The organism is Aureibaculum koreense (assembly GCF_034296135.1).
Classification (GTDB): domain Bacteria; phylum Bacteroidota; class Bacteroidia; order Flavobacteriales; family Flavobacteriaceae; genus Aureibaculum.
Genome location: NZ_JAXKVV010000030.1, coordinates 23,036 through 39,107 on the forward strand (window position 1 = coordinate 23,036; position 16,072 = coordinate 39,107).

A 16,072-nucleotide genomic window follows, 5' to 3' on the forward strand; every position below is an offset into this window, starting at 1 on the left:
AATTAAATTATTTCATTCTTAAAATAGTACTTTTTTCGAAGCCAAAAAGCTACCCTTACCAATAAAATCAAAGCCGGAACCTCTACCAAAGGACCAATAACCCCAGCAAAAGCCTGCCCTGAATTCAATCCGAATACGGCTATGGCCACAGCAATAGCCAATTCAAAATTATTTCCGGCTGCAGTAAATGCAATTGCAGCATTCTTATCGTAAGTAGCACCCACTGATTTACTAATAAAAAACCCTATTAAGAACATTATGGCGAAATAAATCAGCAATGGAATTGAAATAAGCAAAACATCCATTGGAATTTCCACAATTAATTCACCCTTAAGTGAAAACATAACCACTATTGTAAATAATAAAGCTACTAATGTTAAAGGCGATATTTTAGGTATAAATTTAGTATTATACCATATTTCGCCTTTCATTTTAACCAAAATCAGTCTGCTCAATATTCCTAATAAAAAAGGGATTCCCAAATAAATGGCTACACTTTCGGCAATAGTAACAATTGAAATATCAACAATAGCACCCTCAAATCCAAAAAATGGTGGCAGTTTTGTAATAAATAACCAAGCATAAAAACTATAGGCAAAAACCTGAAAAATGCTATTTAAAGCCACTAAACCGGCACCGTATTCGCTGCTGCCTTCAGCCAAGTCGTTCCAAACCAAAACCATAGCGATACAACGTGCTAATCCAATTAAAATCAGACCAACCATATATTCAGGATAATCATGCAAAAATGTAATGGCCAAAAAGAACATTAAAAATGGGCCAATAATCCAATTTAAAATAAGTGAAATCGACAAGACTTTAACATCCTTAAAAACTTTGGGAAGCAAGGCATAGTTTACCTTTGCCAAAGGTGGGTACATCATTAATATAAGCCCAATGGCTATTGGAATATTTGTTGTACCACTGCTAAGAGAATTAATTAATTCAGGGAATGAGGGCACAAAATAACCTATAGCGACCCCGAAAAGCATTGCCAGAAAAATCCAAAAAGTAAGGTAACTGTCTAAAAAGCTTAACTTTTTTTTAGTCTTCATGAGTCAATCTTTATTTTCGAAAAAACATAAAACAATTCATTGGCAATTTGCATACTTCTTTCGTTGTATTTTACAGATTGTTCTGATGTACCATCAAATTTTTTAGGATCTTCATAGGTAACCGGAATTCTCTTTTCGGCTCCAGCTATAAACGGGCAATTCTCATCTGCGTGAGAGCAAGTCATGATTGCCGCATAACCTGAAGCTGGATTAAAAGCATCGTCGAAAGTCTTTGAAAATCCAATTACCGGATGCTCATTTTCGGAATATTTAATAGCATAAACGGGGTTTTGTCCTTCAGACAACGTCTTAATTTTAAAACCTGTATTTCGCAACGTTTCAGCTACTTTTGGAAACAGTGCAGTAGCTTCAGTACCACCTGAATAGCAAAATACATTATCGATATTATAATATGAGGCCGCTGTTTGAGCCCAAATTTGAGATAGATGGCTCCTTCTTGAATTATGGGTGCAAATAAAGTTTAATCTTATTGTTTCTTTAGTATTTGCTTTACTTTGAACAAAATCAATTAAAGATTGTAAAATAATTTTACGCTCATCCGAAATACTTTTTGCACTGAATGTTTTTATTACGTTTTTTATATCGGCTAAAAGCCTAGGATCTGAATTCATAACTTATATTTCTAATGTTAACAACAACCGCTTTTCGGATCACAGCAGGATTCTGTTGAAACCTGTAGCTCCTTTTCTGGCACTCCACATAATTCAGGTGCTTTACAACCCGTTTCGCCTGCGAATAACCTCACAAATACTTTGTCATTCTTAAATACAACATCCTCAATAGATAGTATGGAAGTATGGAAATCAGCATTACCAAACTCTACTTTTATCTCAGTCTCTATCCATATAGGTCTAATGGAATTAACACGATTTAAAATTGAAAGTGCTTTATCCGTGGTAATGAATTCTTTTTTACCCATTTCTGCGGGACTTTCCCATAACTGAATATGTGTTTCTTTCCAATCATTAGTTTTACCACCACAATCCACCGTTTCAAAAGTTACATTTTTGACCTCGGTTAAATGGTAATTTGCTCCTGCAAATTGGTTTTCTTAATATTCAAACAAAAGTTCTTTTCCTTTATTTGCTTCTAATAGTTCTAAAAAATTTTTAGTATTCATCTATATCTTTTTTAATTTTTATTCTTTGATAGTTAACAACATTTAATAGATTTAAAATCCAGTTTAAATAATGTTGAAAACAGTGTTGTCGCCTTTTTCCAGTTTTTTTGATTGATACAATATTTGATTTTTGGCGGATTTATTTCCCCTTCTATCAACCCTGCATCTTTCAATTCTTTTAAGTGTTGCGATATTGTAGATTGTGCCAGGGGCAACATTTCTACCAAATCTCCAGTATAGCAACAACTTTGATTGCTTAAGTATTTAAGAATCATTAACCGTGTAGGATGCCCTAAGGCCTTTGCGAATTTTGCTAAACTTTCAGCCTCTTCACTAAATTCAATATGTTGTAACGTTCTACCCATAGTTAATCGCAAATATACGATTAATATTTTAATTGAAAAATTTATCTTTACTTTTAACAATTAATAATCTAAAAATGCTTCTTTTTGACAATCTTATCGACCCCACTAAAAACCTTTTACCTAAAGAAGGTACGGTAAATTATTACGGTAGGTTGTTAAAGCAAGAAGAAGCAAACGATTACTACAATAATCTATTAAAGCATATTGAATGGGAAAATGATGTCGCTATTATTTTTGGCAAACGTATTGAAACCAAACGGAAAGTAGCTTGGTATGCCGAAAAGCCTTTCGAATACACCTATTCCAACAATACCAAATTGGCATTGCCATGGACAAAAGAATTGCTTGAGCTAAAAAAATTAGTAGAGCAGGAAACAGGTGAAACTTTTAATTCTTGCCTGTTAAATTTATACCACAACGGATCGGAAGGAATGGCTTGGCACAGTGATGGAGAAAAAGATTTGAAAAAAAACGGTGCCATTGCATCTTTGAGTTTTGGTGCAGAACGTAAGTTTGCTTTTAAACACAAAGAATCCAAAGAAACCGTTTCATTAGTTCTAGAGCATGGAAGCTTATTGGTTATGAAAGACGAAACGCAAACCCATTGGCTACATAGATTACCACCAACCAAAAAGATTTTTAAACCAAGGGTAAATTTGACTTTTAGAATAATCGCGAAATAAAACTCAAAAATCAAATTCCAAATTCCAATAATTGGGTTTTGGAATTTGAGATTTATTTTTTTATGCTACCTCTCCCCTATGTGGTTTTAAGGCGTCGCGATACGTAAGCATATCTTTTTCATCAACTACAATAAATGCAATTGAATAATATTCTGAAAACTCGGTTACATCAACCTGGTGGTAAGTCAGTTTTTCCTTTACAGCGAATTCCCTTAAATGAATGGCATGATGCTTGGCCGTTGGTAAGGCTTCAGGGCCTCTAAAATCCCAGATGAGTTTTATTTTTCTGTTCAAAATGATTTTTGGGCAAAGGTATTAATTTCTATCTTTCAAAATTTCTAATTATCTTTTTGCGAGCAAGTTAAAACAATAATTCCCAATCTACCAATTAAAAATATAATAGAGCCAAAAACAGGAGTTAAGAGACCATACTGAAGTCCACCTGCTATAACTCCAGCCGAAACTTCGTTTGCCATTTGAATAGATTCAAATGCTCCAATCAGACCAACCATCAAGGTAAAAAAGCCCCAAACTAATGCAAATAAAGAAATTGAGCTTATCAAAATAATTGTTTTATCTAAAGATTCTTTTTTAAGAAAACCTTTAATAATTAATCCTATTACTAAAATTAGTATTAATAAAAGTGGGAAAGTAAATAATGACTCTACTTGATAAAGTTTTTCAAAAAATGTTGACATAATAGTTAAATTTTTAGATTAATAATAATCAAATCTATTAAGAATACTATCCGCATTGCTAAAATTGCGACAGAACAACGAATAAGGAAGATAATTAACCCGTTTAGTCCACTTTGGTACTTTTTTGTGTAAAAAACAAGTCTAAATAGGTATTTCATCTATGAAATTGTACATTTTGAAATAAATTGAGCAACTTGCGATAGTGAATTTACAACTTTTAAATAAAAGCAAATTTGTAGCCCTACATTTCTTACTCTGGATTGGCGTATGGTTTTTCTTTGTCTATTTTTTTAGTTACAATTCTAACAACTCAAGGTATGTCACTTGGTTCTCAAGTTTTTTGTTGCCAATAACTATGATTACTACCTATTTTATGGTGTATTATTTAATTCCTAAATATCTCCTAACAAAAAAGTACATCCTTTTTATAATTTATAGTATTTATACATCCGTTTTTTCTACGTGTTTAATACTTGTAGCAATTTACGGAAGTTTTATTTTCCTCTCCAATATGGAAATTAAAAATATGCCACCGATGAGCAGGAATTTTGTGTTTATTTTAATATTGGTTTATCTAGTGGTTGCTATTTTTAGTTTTATTAGTTTATTGAATCATAATTTCAAAACAATTTCTAAAAACAAGGCATTGGAAAATAAAATTTTGGAAACCCAATTGCAGATTAAAAATCAGGAACTACAATATTTAAAAAAGCAAATTCATCCACATTTTTTATTCAATACATTAAATACTATTTACGGTTTTGCCTTAAAACAGTCCAAAGACACTCCTGGAATTATTCTAAAACTGTCCAATTTATTGGATTATATTTTATACCAAGTTAGTAAACCTAAAGTGAGTTTACAAAAAGAAGTTTCGCATATTGAGGAATATATTGAACTTGAAAAAATCAGGTTTCAAGATACGATGAAAGTTGTTTTCGTAGCAGATAAAATTCCCAATAAAATTCAAATTGCACCAATGATTCTTATTCCTTTTGTGGAAAACGCTTTTAAACATGGCAGTTTAATTAACGGATTTTTACAAATTAAGATTGTAATTAATTTTTCAAATGACACACTTAATTTCGCTATAAAAAATACCGCTTTGCAGGATAAAACGAAACAAGAAAACGCAGGTATTGGACTTAAAAACATAAAGAAAAGATTAGATATTTTGTATCTTGATAATTATACCTTAATTATTACTGAAAAAGAGAATTGGTATAATGTAAACCTAACTATATTAAACTTAAAAGGAAACCTAAGTGACTAAAATAATTAACTGCATTATAGTGGATGATGAACATATTGCTCGCGAAATTTTAGCAACGCATTTGCAAAAAATTGACATGATAAAAGTTTCCAAATTATGTAAAAATGCGACAGAGGCCTTTAACACGACAAGTTCGGAAAAAATAGATTTAGTCTTTTTAGACATTAATATGCCCGAAATCTCAGGATTGGCCTTTGCAAAATCTATCAATAAAAACATAAAAGTAATTTTTACCACTGCTTACCGAGAATATGCCATTGATGGATTTGATCTGCAAGCCGTAGATTATTTGCTAAAACCCATTTCTTTTGAACGCCTTTTGCAAGCCATCAATAAATTCACAAATGAAAATGTTGAAATTAAATCTGAGCCAAAAATCGAAATCCATGAAAAAAACGATTTTATCTTCGTGCGTGCCGATAGAAAAATGGTAAAGATTAATCTTTCAGAAATAAATTATATAGAAAGCCTAAGCGATTATATTCAAATCCATTTACTTGATAAAACCATAACTACCCGAGAAACAATAAGCAATATTGAAGCAAAATTACCTCAAAATCAATTCTTAAGAATCCATCGTTCCTTTATAATTTCAATTGATAAGATAGAATTATTTACCAATGAATTTGTGGAAATCAACAATAAAGCAATTCCAATTAGCAGAACATATAAAAATGAGGTCCTAAAAAAACTGGAAAATATTTAATTTCTGTTTGAGCATCGTAATTTTATACTAATTGATAACAGCCTAACATATGTATTACAATACATTTGCCCATGCAATTTTCCAAACTAAAGAATTCGGCTGTACTCATTGCTGTGGTCGGTATCGTTTTATTTTCCGCTAAGGCCATTATGGTTAAGTTGGCGTATCAATATAATGTGAGTTCGCTACATTTACTTTTGTTTAGAATGCTTTTTTCGCTTCCTTTTTATTTGACGATTTTATATTTTCTTAAATCGCCGTCGCCTGAGAAAATCAAAAGACAAGATTACATTTGGCTTATATTTTTTGGTTTTATAGGGTATTATTTGGCAAGTTATTTTGATTTTTTAGGCCTTCAGTACATCAAAGCAGGTTTAGAAAGGATAATACTTTTTATTTATCCAACTTTAGTACTTGTCATTGGGAGAATCTTTTTAAAAGAGAAGATTTCCGCCAAACAGATTGTCGCCATCTTGATTACCTATTTTGGTGTAATTGTTACTTTTAGCGGAGAGTTACAATACAACGGCGACCATGTTTTACTTGGTGGATTCCTGATCTTTCTAAGTGCCTTGACTTATGCTTCGTATTTGGTTGGAAGTGGATGGCTAATTCCTAAATTTGGGGTTTTACGGTTTACATCTTATGCCATGATTGTTTCGTCAATTTGTGTAATAATACATTACTTAATTGTCGATAGAACGAGTATTTTCGATTATACCTATCAAGTTTATGTTTTAGGATTAATGATGGCGGTTCTGTCAACTTTAATTCCTTCTTTTTTGGTTTCATTGGCCATTAAAAAAATTGGAGCTTCCAATTTTTCAATTATTGGAAGTATTGGCCCAATTTCTACTATAATTTTGGCGTATATTTTTTTAGATGAAAGATTAACTTTATTGCAACTAATTGGAGCAGTAATCGTAATTATCGGTATTACCTTTGTTTCTTTGAATAAGTCTAAAAAAACTAGAAAACTTGTTAGCTAACAATTATCTTTGCATAAAATCTGAATTTTGGAACTAAACGACCTTATTTACCAACCAACACAATCGAAAATACTAGAAGACGGTTCTTTCACTTGGAAAGCACCAAGTAATATTGCCTTAGTAAAATATTGGGGTAAACGTAAAGATCAGGTACCAGAAAATCCTTCTATCAGTTTCACATTAGATGCTTGTTTTACACAAACAACGTTGGAGTTTAAAAAGAGGGAAAAACCTGTTGAAGTTTCCAAACCTGACGGTGACAACGGTTTTGAGCAAACAGTTACCAGAAAAGAATTTATGTTTGATGTTTTTTTAGACGGAGAAAAAAAACCTGAATTTAGCGGGAAAATAGGTCAATTTATAATAAGAATTGGCAAACTAGTTCCTTTTATTTCTGATTATGATTTTGTAATCAAAACCCATAATTCCTTTCCGCACAGTAGCGGTATCGCTTCATCGGCAAGTGGCATGGCTGCTTTAGCTTTGTGCATTATGAGTATGGAAAAAGCGTTGAATCCATCAATGTCGGACGAATTATTTTACAAAAAAGCGTCTTTTTTAGCTCGTTTAGGCTCTGGAAGTGCTGCCAGAAGTATTGAAGGTCCCATCGTAGTTTGGGGAAAGCATGATAAAATTGAGAACAGTTCTGATTATTTTGGAGTTAAATTCTCACAACCTGTTCATGACAATTTTAAAAACTACCAAGATACGATTTTATTGGTTGATAAAGGCGAAAAACAGGTTTCCAGCACTGTTGGGCACAATTTAATGAACAATCACCCTTATGCTCAACAACGCTTTGTTCAAGCCAATGAAAATATGGTTAAAATTTCGGAAGCTCTTAAAATTGGGGATATAAAGTCGTTTATAAATATTGTTGAAAGTGAGGCACTTACGCTTCATTCCATGATGATGACCAGCCATCCTTACTTTATTTTGATGAAGCCCAATACGTTGGAGATTATCAATAAAATTTGGGCGTTTAGGTCAAAAACAGACTCGAATATTTGCTTTACCTTGGATGCTGGAGCCAATGTTCATGTTTTATTTCCCGAAAAGGAAAAAGAAATCGTCAACCAATTTATTGTAAGCGAATTACTTCAATTTTGTCAAAATAATCACTATATTTGTGATAGGGTCGGTTCTGGTGCAAAGCAAATCGACATTAATTAAAAGATTCAACCTTTTATGTCAGTTGTATTGACAAAACGAAATTGATTAAATGTAAGGACATAATAAATTTAGACTAGAGAAACAGAACCAATAATAATTTTAGTCTGTCGCAGACGGAATATAGGTTTTTGTTGCTTAATATTAATTAAAATCTTTAGTCATGAAAAATTTAACTACACTACTTTGCCTCGTTGCAATACTTATTTCTAGCTCATTATTAGCCCAAAAAGACACCCTGTGGTACGATGCCAACTGGGGAGAGACCGAACGTGCCCATGCCTCATATTACAGGCCAGCACCCGATAAAAAAGACAAAGGGTACCTGTGGAAAGATTATTATATTGATGGCACCCTGCAAATGGAAGCCCTAACCTTAAAAGAAAATGAGGAATTTTATGATGGAAAAGTTACCTGGTACCATCCCAATGGAAAAATGATGCAAACCGTACATTATAAAAACAATGTGCCACATGGTGTGCGTAAAAACTACTTTGATAGCGGACCGTTAAGAAGCGAATATTCCTATACCGATGGAAAAATCGATGGGGAATATGTCGCCTATCACGAAAATGCCCAAAAGGCCGAAGAAGGAATTTATAAATCGGGAGGAAGGATTGGCGAATGGAAAGAGTATTACGACAATGGCAAGCTAAAAGCCGAGGGTAAATATACCAACGGTAAAAAAACAGGAATTTGGCAAGTTTATTATTATGATGGTATGGTTGAAAATTAAAATAAAATGTTAACCAGGGCGTTTAACAAATGGCAACCAGTGTTTTATGTTAGAGTATTTTATTGCCACGAATTCACGAATTACAAAATAGTATGAGACACTCATTAATTAACACGAATAAAAATCTTTAGATTTTAAAAATTAGTGAATTAGTGGCTTTACAAAAAGTGTTAGGTCGTCAGGCAAATAAAGACTATAGTTGTATTATTCTTGTTAGATTATATTATATTTGCAAGGAATTTGTTATGATACAAAACCCAAACTGATGAAATATCTATTAACATATCATTGTAATATTAAAATTTACAATAATTTAGATATTCCATCTGACCACTAAAAGCAATAAGAATTAACCGATGAAAGGACCTTTATTTTACGCTAAAATTTTACTCTTCGGCGAATATGGAATAATTAAAGATTCCAAAGGGTTGGCTATACCTTACAACTCTTTTCAAGGAGCATTAAAGTTATCAAGTAAATTAACGGATATTGCGAAAAATTCCAATGAAAATCTCTTCAAATTCTATCAATATTTAACTACTATTGATAAGGGTGTTGTACATTTTAGATTAGAAGAGTTAAAACGCGATATTGACAATGGTATGTATTTCGATTCCAGTATCCCACAAGGATATGGAGTAGGAAGTTCTGGTGCCTTGGTTGCGGCTATTTACGACAAATATGCCGACGACAGAATTACGGTGCTGGAAAACTTAACCAGAGATAAATTGTTAAAACTTAAGGGCATTTTTTCATTGATGGAGTCTTTTTTTCACGGTAAAAGCTCTGGTTTGGACCCTTTAAATAGTTATTTAAGTTTACCTATTCTCATTAATTCCAAAGATAATTTGGAACCAACGGGAATTCCATCTCAAAAAGAAGGGAAAGGAGCCGTATTTTTATTGGATTCAGAACAAATTGGCGAAACCGAACCAATGGTCAGTCTATTTATGAACAAAATGAAAAACGAAGGTTTTAGAAAAATGATCAATGAAGACTTTGCCAAATATACCGATGCTTGTATAGATGATTTTTTGCATGGTAATGCAAAATCGCTTTTTGGCAATGTAAAACAGCTTTCCAAAGTTGTATTGGCAAATTTTAAACCTATGATTCCCAAGGCATTTCACAACCTTTGGCAACAAGGAATTGATACAAATGCCTACTATCTAAAATTATGTGGCTCTGGTGGTGGTGGTTATATTTTAGGCTTTACGCAAGATTATGCCAAAGCACAAGAAATTTTAAAAAAATACAAATTAGAATTGGTTTATAGATTTTAATTATGGCTTATGGACTTACTTAAAGCCGCAGAAGAAAACACTCCAAAAAAACCAAAAAAATATCCTTTTTATTATAAATTTTTCAGTTTACTATCAGTAGTCAGAGGCTACAATATTGTTATTATTGTAATTGCTCAGTATTTAGCTTCCATCTTTATTTTTGCCCCAGAAAAATCGTTACGCGGTGTTTTGCTCGATCTAGATTTGTATTTAATAGTTTTAGCGACAATATGTGTAATCGCTTCGGGTTATATTATCAATAATTTTTACGATGTTGATAAAGACAGAATCAACAAACCTCAAAAAACTAAATTGGACAGTATTGTAACACAGCAAACCAAATTATACATTTACTTTACATTGAATTTTTTAGGTTTTCTTTTTGCCTTTTTAGTATCATGGAAAGCGGCTGTATTTTTTGCGGTGTATATATTTTTAATATGGCTATATTCACATAAATTAAGGCACTATCCGTTGGTAAAACTTTTCTCTGCTTCCGTTCTGGCCTTATTGCCTTTTTTTGTCATTTTCGTATATTATAGAAACTTTTCTGCCATTATTTTTACACATGCTTGTTTTCTATTTTTTGTTTTATTGATTAGGGAGCTTATTAAAGATTTGGAAACCATGCAGGGAGATATAGTTTCAAATTATATGACCTTACCAATAAAATATGGTGAAAGATTCACCAAAATGCTAATTACATTAATCATTTTTTTGACTATACCCCCAATTTATTTTCTGTTGAAATATCCCGAAATAGGATTAATGAAGTACTATTTTTATTTTACCGCTTTGGTGTTATTGGTGTTTCTAATGCTGTTATGGCAATCAAATACCAAAAAGAACTATATGCTTTTACATACTATACTTAAACTGTTAATTATTGCTGGCGTATTTAGTTTAGCGTTTATTGATACTTCCGTAATCCTAAAAAGATTGTTATGAGCTCATCATTATTAAAAGTCGCTTTGGCTCAAATATCTCCTATATGGTTAAATAAGGATAAAACCATTGAAAAAATAGTTGCTACCATACAAGGTGCTGCTAATCAAGGTTGTGAATTGATTGTTTTTGGAGAGGCTTTATTACCTGGCTATCCCTTTTGGTTGGCATTAACCGGTGGAGCTGAATGGAACACAAAAGTTAATAAGGAATTGCATGCCCATTATGCCAATAATTCAATTCAAATTGAAGCAGGTGAATTAAATATTATCTGTAATATTGCTAAAGAAAACAACATTGCCATTTATTTGGGCATTATTGAAAGGGCAAAGAATAGAGGTGGACATAGCTTGTATTGTTCGTTGGTTTATATCAATCAAAATGGGGAAATAAAATCAGTTCACAGAAAATTACAACCTACCTATGATGAACGTTTAACTTGGGCTCCAGGTGATGGAAATGGCTTACGGGTACATCCAATCAATAAGTTTACTGTGGGAGGATTAAATTGTTGGGAGAATTGGATGCCTTTACCACGAACGGCTTTGTACGGAATGGGTGAAGATTTGCATATTGCCGTATGGCCAGGGAGTGATCATAATACAAAAGACATTACTAAGTTTATTGCAAGAGAGTCTCGTTCTTATGTGATTTCTGTATCCAGCTTAATGACTAGAGAAGATTTTCCTAAAAACACTCCACATTTAGAAAAAATTCTAGAGAACGCTCCGAAAATTTTGGCCAACGGAGGTTCATGTATTGCTGGACCGGATGGAGAATGGATATTAGAACCTATTTTACATAAAGAGGGTTTGCTCATAGAAACGTTAGACTTTAACCGTGTGTTAGAAGAACGACAAAACTTTGATCCTGTTGGGCACTATTCAAGACCTGATGTTACAAAACTTATTGTAAATAGAGAACGGCAGCAAATAATTGATATTAAAGAATAGTTTAACATTATTAAATGTATTAATTTTGCACCTCGCACGCCAAAGTTTTAACGAAAGTGTGTTAATCAAACTTCTAAACATTAGAAGTATAAAATTAAAATAATGGCAAAACAAAACTCGTCGAGAGGACGACACGCCAAAGCGTCTTCTTCAAATTCAGATTCAAAAAAGAAATCTGCAACAGTTAAAAAATCTTTCGATAAAAACAAAAAATTTGGTGCTAAGAGCAAACCAAACCCTTACCGGAAGGACATACGAAAAAGTACACCAAAGCAACGTCTAGAAGAACCTACTGAAATTAGATTGAATAAATACATTGCGAATTCCGGCATTTGCTCACGTAGAGAGGCGGATGTGTTTATTAAGGCAGGTAGTGCAACTGTTAACGGAAAAGTAATTACCGAAATGGGCTATAAAGTAAAACCAACTGACGATGTTCGTTTTGATGATGTTGCCATTAATCCCGAACCTAAACGCTATGTTTTACTGAATAAACCTAAAAATTACATCACCACAATGGATGATGAAAGAAGAAGACATACGGTAATGGAACTAGTTGGTAGAGCTACAAAAGAACGTATTTATCCCGTTGGTAGATTAGATAGGAATACAACAGGTTTATTGTTGTTTACCAATGATGGTGAAATGGCAAAAAAACTCACGCACCCTAAACATAATGTGAAGAAATTATACCATGCTTCGTTAGATAAAAAACTAGCCATGAGCGATTTGCAGAAAATTTCTGAAAATTTTGTGTTAGATGGTAAAATGGTTTTTGTAGATGCTATTTCGTATATAGAAAATGAATCAAAAACAGAAATTGGAATTGAAATCCATTCCGGAAGAAACAGAATAGTGAGAAAAATATTTGAGCATTTTGGGTATAAAGTAATTAAATTAGACCGTGTTATTTTTGCGGGAATGACTAAGAAAAACCTACCAAGAGGGCACTGGAGACATTTAACGCAACAAGAGGTTAACAATTTGAAGATGCTTTAACATCAGTTATCAAGGTCGTAATAAAATTTGTCAATTCGAGTGAATTTTGCCGATGAAATCTGCGAAATTAGTATCGAGAATCAAATTTTATGGGTTTTAAAGCTAAGTTCTCGATAAAATTTTCTATCGAAAATCACTCGAACAAACGCTATATTATAATAAAACATATCAAGTGAAATACTACATCATTGCAGGAGAAGCTTCGGGCGATTTACATGCTTCAAACCTAATGAAGGCATTGCAAAAAAAAGATGCAAATGCAGAGTTTAGGTTTTGGGGCGGTGATTTGATGCAAGCCGTTGGCGGTATTTTGGTTGTTCATTATAAAGACAGGGCTTTTATGGGTTTTGCCGAGGTAATTACCAATCTGCGTAAAGTGCTGGGTTTTATATCTTTCTGTAAAAAAGATATTGCCGAATACCAACCTGATTGTATTATTTTTGTAGATAATTCAGGATTCAATTTACGTATTGCTAAATGGGCTAAAAAAGAAGGTTTTAAAACCAACTATTATATATCACCTCAAGTTTGGGCATCTAGGGCAGGTCGTGTTGAAGCTATAAAACGCGATATTGACAATATGTACGTCATCCTTCCTTTTGAGGAAGCATTTTACCAAAAACACAATTACAAGGTTAACTTTGTTGGACACCCCTTGATTGATGCCATTGCAGACAGAAACCAAGTAAGTGAAAAAGCATTTAGAAAAAAACATGATTTAAACGAAAAACCTATCGTCGCTTTATTGCCTGGAAGTCGTAAACAAGAAATTACAAAGATGCTTTCAGTTATGCTTAAAGTGGTTGATAAATTTAAAGATTATCAGTTTGTTATTGCAGGAGCACCGAGCCAAGATTTTGAATTTTATAAGCCCTTTATTAAAGACACGAACGTCAAGTTTATAGATAATAAAACCTACGATTTACTTTCTGTTTCGTATGCCGCTTTAGTAACTTCTGGTACGGCAACATTAGAAACCGCTTTGTTTAAAGTGCCGCAAGTGGTATGTTATAAAGCGGGTAATATTTCCTACCAAATTGCAAAACGGATTATTACCTTAAAGTTTATTTCACTTGTCAATCTAATCATGGATCGTGAAGTGGTAACAGAGCTTATTCAGAATGATTTTAACACTAAAAAATTAGAAAAAGAACTCTCCAAAATTTTAGACAACAAACACAGAGAAAAACTCTTTCTTGACTATTACGAACTTGAAAAAAAATTAGGTGGCAAAGGTGCAAGTGCCAAGGCCGCTAGTCTTATTTATAATGATTTGCTTACTTAAATCAAGATTATAGATACACAAATACTGGACAAAATTGCAATTTGATTGCAATTTTGTCCAGTATTTGTGTTATATTTGTGTAATGATAGCGAGAGATATACATAAAAAATTAGTAGAAATTTCTACTTATTATCCAATAACAACGATTACTGGTCCCAGACAGTCGGGTAAAACGACTTTAATAAAAAGTGTGTTTTCTGATTTGCCCTACGTTCTGCTAGAAGCACCAGATATAAAAAACAGAGTACTGGAAGATCCTAGAGGCTTTTTGGATAGATATCCCAATGGTGCCATTTTTGACGAAATACAGAATACACCAGAACTGTTTTCTTATTTGCAAGGTATTGTTGATGAAAATAAGGACATCAAATTTATTTTATCAGGCTCGCAGAATTTTTTATTGTTAGAAAATATAAGTCAAACCTTGGCCGGTAGAACAGCTATTTTAAAACTGTTACCACTATCGTTAGCGGAACTTAAAAAGACAAAATATAAAATTAAAAACAGTTTAGATTATATTTTCAAAGGTTCTTATCCAAGGCTCTATAACAATAGCATTCCGCCGGATATTTTTTATTCAGATTATATTCAAACTTATGTTGAAAGAGATGTTAGAACCATTAAAAATATTGGCGATTTGGATACATTTAGGCGATTTGTACAATTGTGTGCGGGACGGATCGGTCAGATTTTAAATATGAATTCGTTAGCATCGGATACTGGCATTACTATAAACACCGCTAAAAGTTGGATATCAATTTTAGAAGCCAGTTACATTGTTCATTTATTACAACCACATCATAAAAATTTTAACAAACGATTGGTAAAAAGTCCAAAAATGTATTTTTACGATACGGGATTGGCTTGTAATTTGTTGAGAATTAAGTCAGCAGTCCAATTGGATCTCCACCATCTAAGAGGCAATTTATTCGAAAATTTTATAGTAAACGAACTTTTAAAATCAAAATTCAACAATGCAGAACCCTCTAATCTATACTATTGGCGAGATAAGCACGGAAAAGAAATAGATTGCCTAATAGAAACAGCAAATAAATTAATACCCATTGAAATAAAATCGAGTAAAACCTATACCAAAGAATACTTTAAACACTTGATTTACTGGAACAAACTATCCGGAAGCGATAAAAAGGACAATTACCTGATTTACAACGGCGATGAAAACGACAAATTGCCAAATGGTAATTTGATAAGCTGGAACAGTTTGGAAAAAATTCCGTTGGAGTGAGAATCACTCCACCAAATACTTCCTCCTGAAAACAACCACCAAAATAATCATCCGTAAAAACATCCAAACGGTAAAGGCTATCCAAATGGCATAGAGTTTTAATCCGAAGTAATCGCCAATTAACAATACGGGAATAAATCCTAAAAAAGTGGCGACTATTAACGTATTTCTTAACGTTACCGCTTCTGCCAATCCTTTAAATAAGCCGTCAAATACAAAAGCAAGGGCATTTAAAGGTTGCATCAATAGCACAATCCAAAAAATAGCATAAAATGATTCCAAAACCTCACTGTCATTAGAAAAAGCGTTACCAATGGGAATGTAAAATATAAAACAAATTATTGCTAAAATAAAAGCAACAGCAATAGCATATTTACTTAAATCTAAACTTAAATTCCAAAGATTTTTATAGTCTTTTTCTCCCAATAATACCATTTCTGATTTAAAAATACTCAAAAAATGTTTTAGTGTATAATTGATAACTGGTGATAGATTTTATAAGTTCAGGAGTTAGTTGGTTTACCATCTCAGTAATTTTATCTTGT

The 16,072-nt window shown here is 32.6% G+C and carries 18 protein-coding genes and 1 pseudogene; 12 read left to right on the forward strand and 7 right to left on the reverse strand.

The window, feature by feature from the left end:
- Positions 1 to 2: 2 nt before the first annotated feature.
- The 4 genes and pseudogenes from arsB to UMM65_RS16455 all read right to left on the reverse strand — a co-directional run bounded on the left by arsB (position 3) and on the right by UMM65_RS16455 (position 2,561).
- A complete protein-coding gene (arsB, locus tag UMM65_RS16440) occupies positions 3 to 1,055 on the reverse strand; it encodes an ACR3 family arsenite efflux transporter (RefSeq protein ID WP_321978123.1) in 1,053 nt (350 codons plus the stop codon).
- Positions 1,052 to 1,687, reverse strand: coding sequence for an arsenate-mycothiol transferase ArsC (locus UMM65_RS16445; protein WP_321978125.1), 636 nt, complete (start codon positions 1,685 to 1,687; stop codon positions 1,052 to 1,054). The genes arsB and UMM65_RS16445 overlap by 4 nt, the downstream gene beginning before the upstream one ends.
- 17 nt (positions 1,688 to 1,704) lie before the next feature.
- Positions 1,705 to 2,112, reverse strand: a pseudogene (locus tag UMM65_RS16450) (DUF6428 family protein); the annotation flags it as partial.
- A gap of 116 nt (positions 2,113 to 2,228) precedes the next feature.
- Positions 2,229 to 2,561: an ArsR/SmtB family transcription factor gene (locus UMM65_RS16455; protein ID WP_321978127.1), complete on the reverse strand. Its 333-nt coding sequence runs from the start codon at positions 2,559 to 2,561 to the stop codon at positions 2,229 to 2,231.
- A 74-nt stretch (positions 2,562 to 2,635) separates the two neighbouring features.
- Here UMM65_RS16455 and UMM65_RS16460 point away from each other — a divergent pair, with 74 nt between their 5' ends.
- On the forward strand, positions 2,636 to 3,244 hold the full coding sequence (locus UMM65_RS16460; protein WP_321978129.1) for an alpha-ketoglutarate-dependent dioxygenase AlkB family protein: 609 nt from the start codon (positions 2,636 to 2,638) through the stop codon (positions 3,242 to 3,244).
- A 60-nt stretch (positions 3,245 to 3,304) separates the two neighbouring features.
- On the opposite strand, the gene UMM65_RS16465 is transcribed toward UMM65_RS16460, so the two are convergent.
- Complete coding sequence (locus tag UMM65_RS16465; RefSeq protein ID WP_321978131.1) at positions 3,305 to 3,538, reverse strand: hypothetical protein; 234 nt, start codon at positions 3,536 to 3,538, stop codon at positions 3,305 to 3,307.
- Between the two features lie 44 nt (positions 3,539 to 3,582).
- The gene (locus UMM65_RS16470) at positions 3,583 to 3,942 is read right to left on the reverse strand and encodes a MotA/TolQ/ExbB proton channel family protein (RefSeq protein ID WP_321978133.1); all 360 of its coding nucleotides are present in this window, start codon (positions 3,940 to 3,942) and stop codon (positions 3,583 to 3,585) included.
- Positions 3,943 to 4,297: 355 nt separating this feature from the next.
- Between UMM65_RS16470 and UMM65_RS16475 the strand changes: the two genes are divergently transcribed.
- From UMM65_RS16475 to UMM65_RS16525, 11 genes are all read left to right on the forward strand, one after another.
- On the forward strand, positions 4,298 to 5,215 hold the full coding sequence (locus UMM65_RS16475; RefSeq protein ID WP_321978134.1) for a sensor histidine kinase: 918 nt from the start codon (positions 4,298 to 4,300) through the stop codon (positions 5,213 to 5,215).
- A complete protein-coding gene (locus tag UMM65_RS16480; RefSeq protein WP_321978135.1) occupies positions 5,208 to 5,921 on the forward strand; it encodes a LytR/AlgR family response regulator transcription factor in 714 nt (237 codons plus the stop codon). The genes UMM65_RS16475 and UMM65_RS16480 overlap by 8 nt, the downstream gene beginning before the upstream one ends.
- Before the next feature lie 71 nt (positions 5,922 to 5,992).
- Positions 5,993 to 6,910: a DMT family transporter gene (locus UMM65_RS16485; protein ID WP_321978136.1), complete on the forward strand. Its 918-nt coding sequence runs from the start codon at positions 5,993 to 5,995 to the stop codon at positions 6,908 to 6,910.
- A gap of 27 nt (positions 6,911 to 6,937) precedes the next feature.
- Positions 6,938 to 8,083, forward strand: coding sequence for a diphosphomevalonate decarboxylase (locus UMM65_RS16490; RefSeq protein WP_321978138.1), 1,146 nt, complete (start codon positions 6,938 to 6,940; stop codon positions 8,081 to 8,083).
- 160 nt (positions 8,084 to 8,243) lie between these two features.
- Positions 8,244 to 8,816, forward strand: a complete 573-nt coding sequence (locus tag UMM65_RS16495; protein ID WP_321978139.1) for a toxin-antitoxin system YwqK family antitoxin — start codon at positions 8,244 to 8,246, stop codon at positions 8,814 to 8,816.
- Between the two features lie 356 nt (positions 8,817 to 9,172).
- The gene (locus tag UMM65_RS16500; protein ID WP_321978140.1) at positions 9,173 to 10,099 is read left to right on the forward strand and encodes a mevalonate kinase family protein; all 927 of its coding nucleotides are present in this window, start codon (positions 9,173 to 9,175) and stop codon (positions 10,097 to 10,099) included.
- A 9-nt stretch (positions 10,100 to 10,108) separates the two neighbouring features.
- Positions 10,109 to 11,047: a geranylgeranylglycerol-phosphate geranylgeranyltransferase gene (locus tag UMM65_RS16505; protein WP_321978141.1), complete on the forward strand. Its 939-nt coding sequence runs from the start codon at positions 10,109 to 10,111 to the stop codon at positions 11,045 to 11,047.
- Positions 11,044 to 11,997: a carbon-nitrogen hydrolase family protein gene (locus tag UMM65_RS16510; RefSeq protein ID WP_321978142.1), complete on the forward strand. Its 954-nt coding sequence runs from the start codon at positions 11,044 to 11,046 to the stop codon at positions 11,995 to 11,997. The genes UMM65_RS16505 and UMM65_RS16510 overlap by 4 nt, the downstream gene beginning before the upstream one ends.
- A 102-nt stretch (positions 11,998 to 12,099) precedes the next feature.
- Positions 12,100 to 12,996, forward strand: a complete 897-nt coding sequence (locus tag UMM65_RS16515; RefSeq protein ID WP_321978143.1) for a pseudouridine synthase — start codon at positions 12,100 to 12,102, stop codon at positions 12,994 to 12,996.
- A gap of 172 nt (positions 12,997 to 13,168) precedes the next feature.
- A complete protein-coding gene (gene lpxB / locus UMM65_RS16520) occupies positions 13,169 to 14,281 on the forward strand; it encodes a lipid-A-disaccharide synthase (protein WP_321978144.1) in 1,113 nt (370 codons plus the stop codon).
- 82 nt (positions 14,282 to 14,363) lie between these two features.
- Positions 14,364 to 15,527 carry an ATP-binding protein gene (locus tag UMM65_RS16525; protein WP_321978145.1) on the forward strand — a complete coding sequence of 388 codons (1,164 nt, stop codon included), beginning with the start codon at positions 14,364 to 14,366 and terminating at the stop codon, positions 15,525 to 15,527.
- Between the two features lie 3 nt (positions 15,528 to 15,530).
- On the opposite strand, the gene UMM65_RS16530 is transcribed toward UMM65_RS16525, so the two are convergent.
- Positions 15,531 to 15,983 carry an MATE family efflux transporter gene (locus UMM65_RS16530; protein WP_321978146.1) on the reverse strand — a complete coding sequence of 151 codons (453 nt, stop codon included), beginning with the start codon at positions 15,981 to 15,983 and terminating at the stop codon, positions 15,531 to 15,533.
- Positions 15,984 to 16,072: the final 89 nt, after the last annotated feature.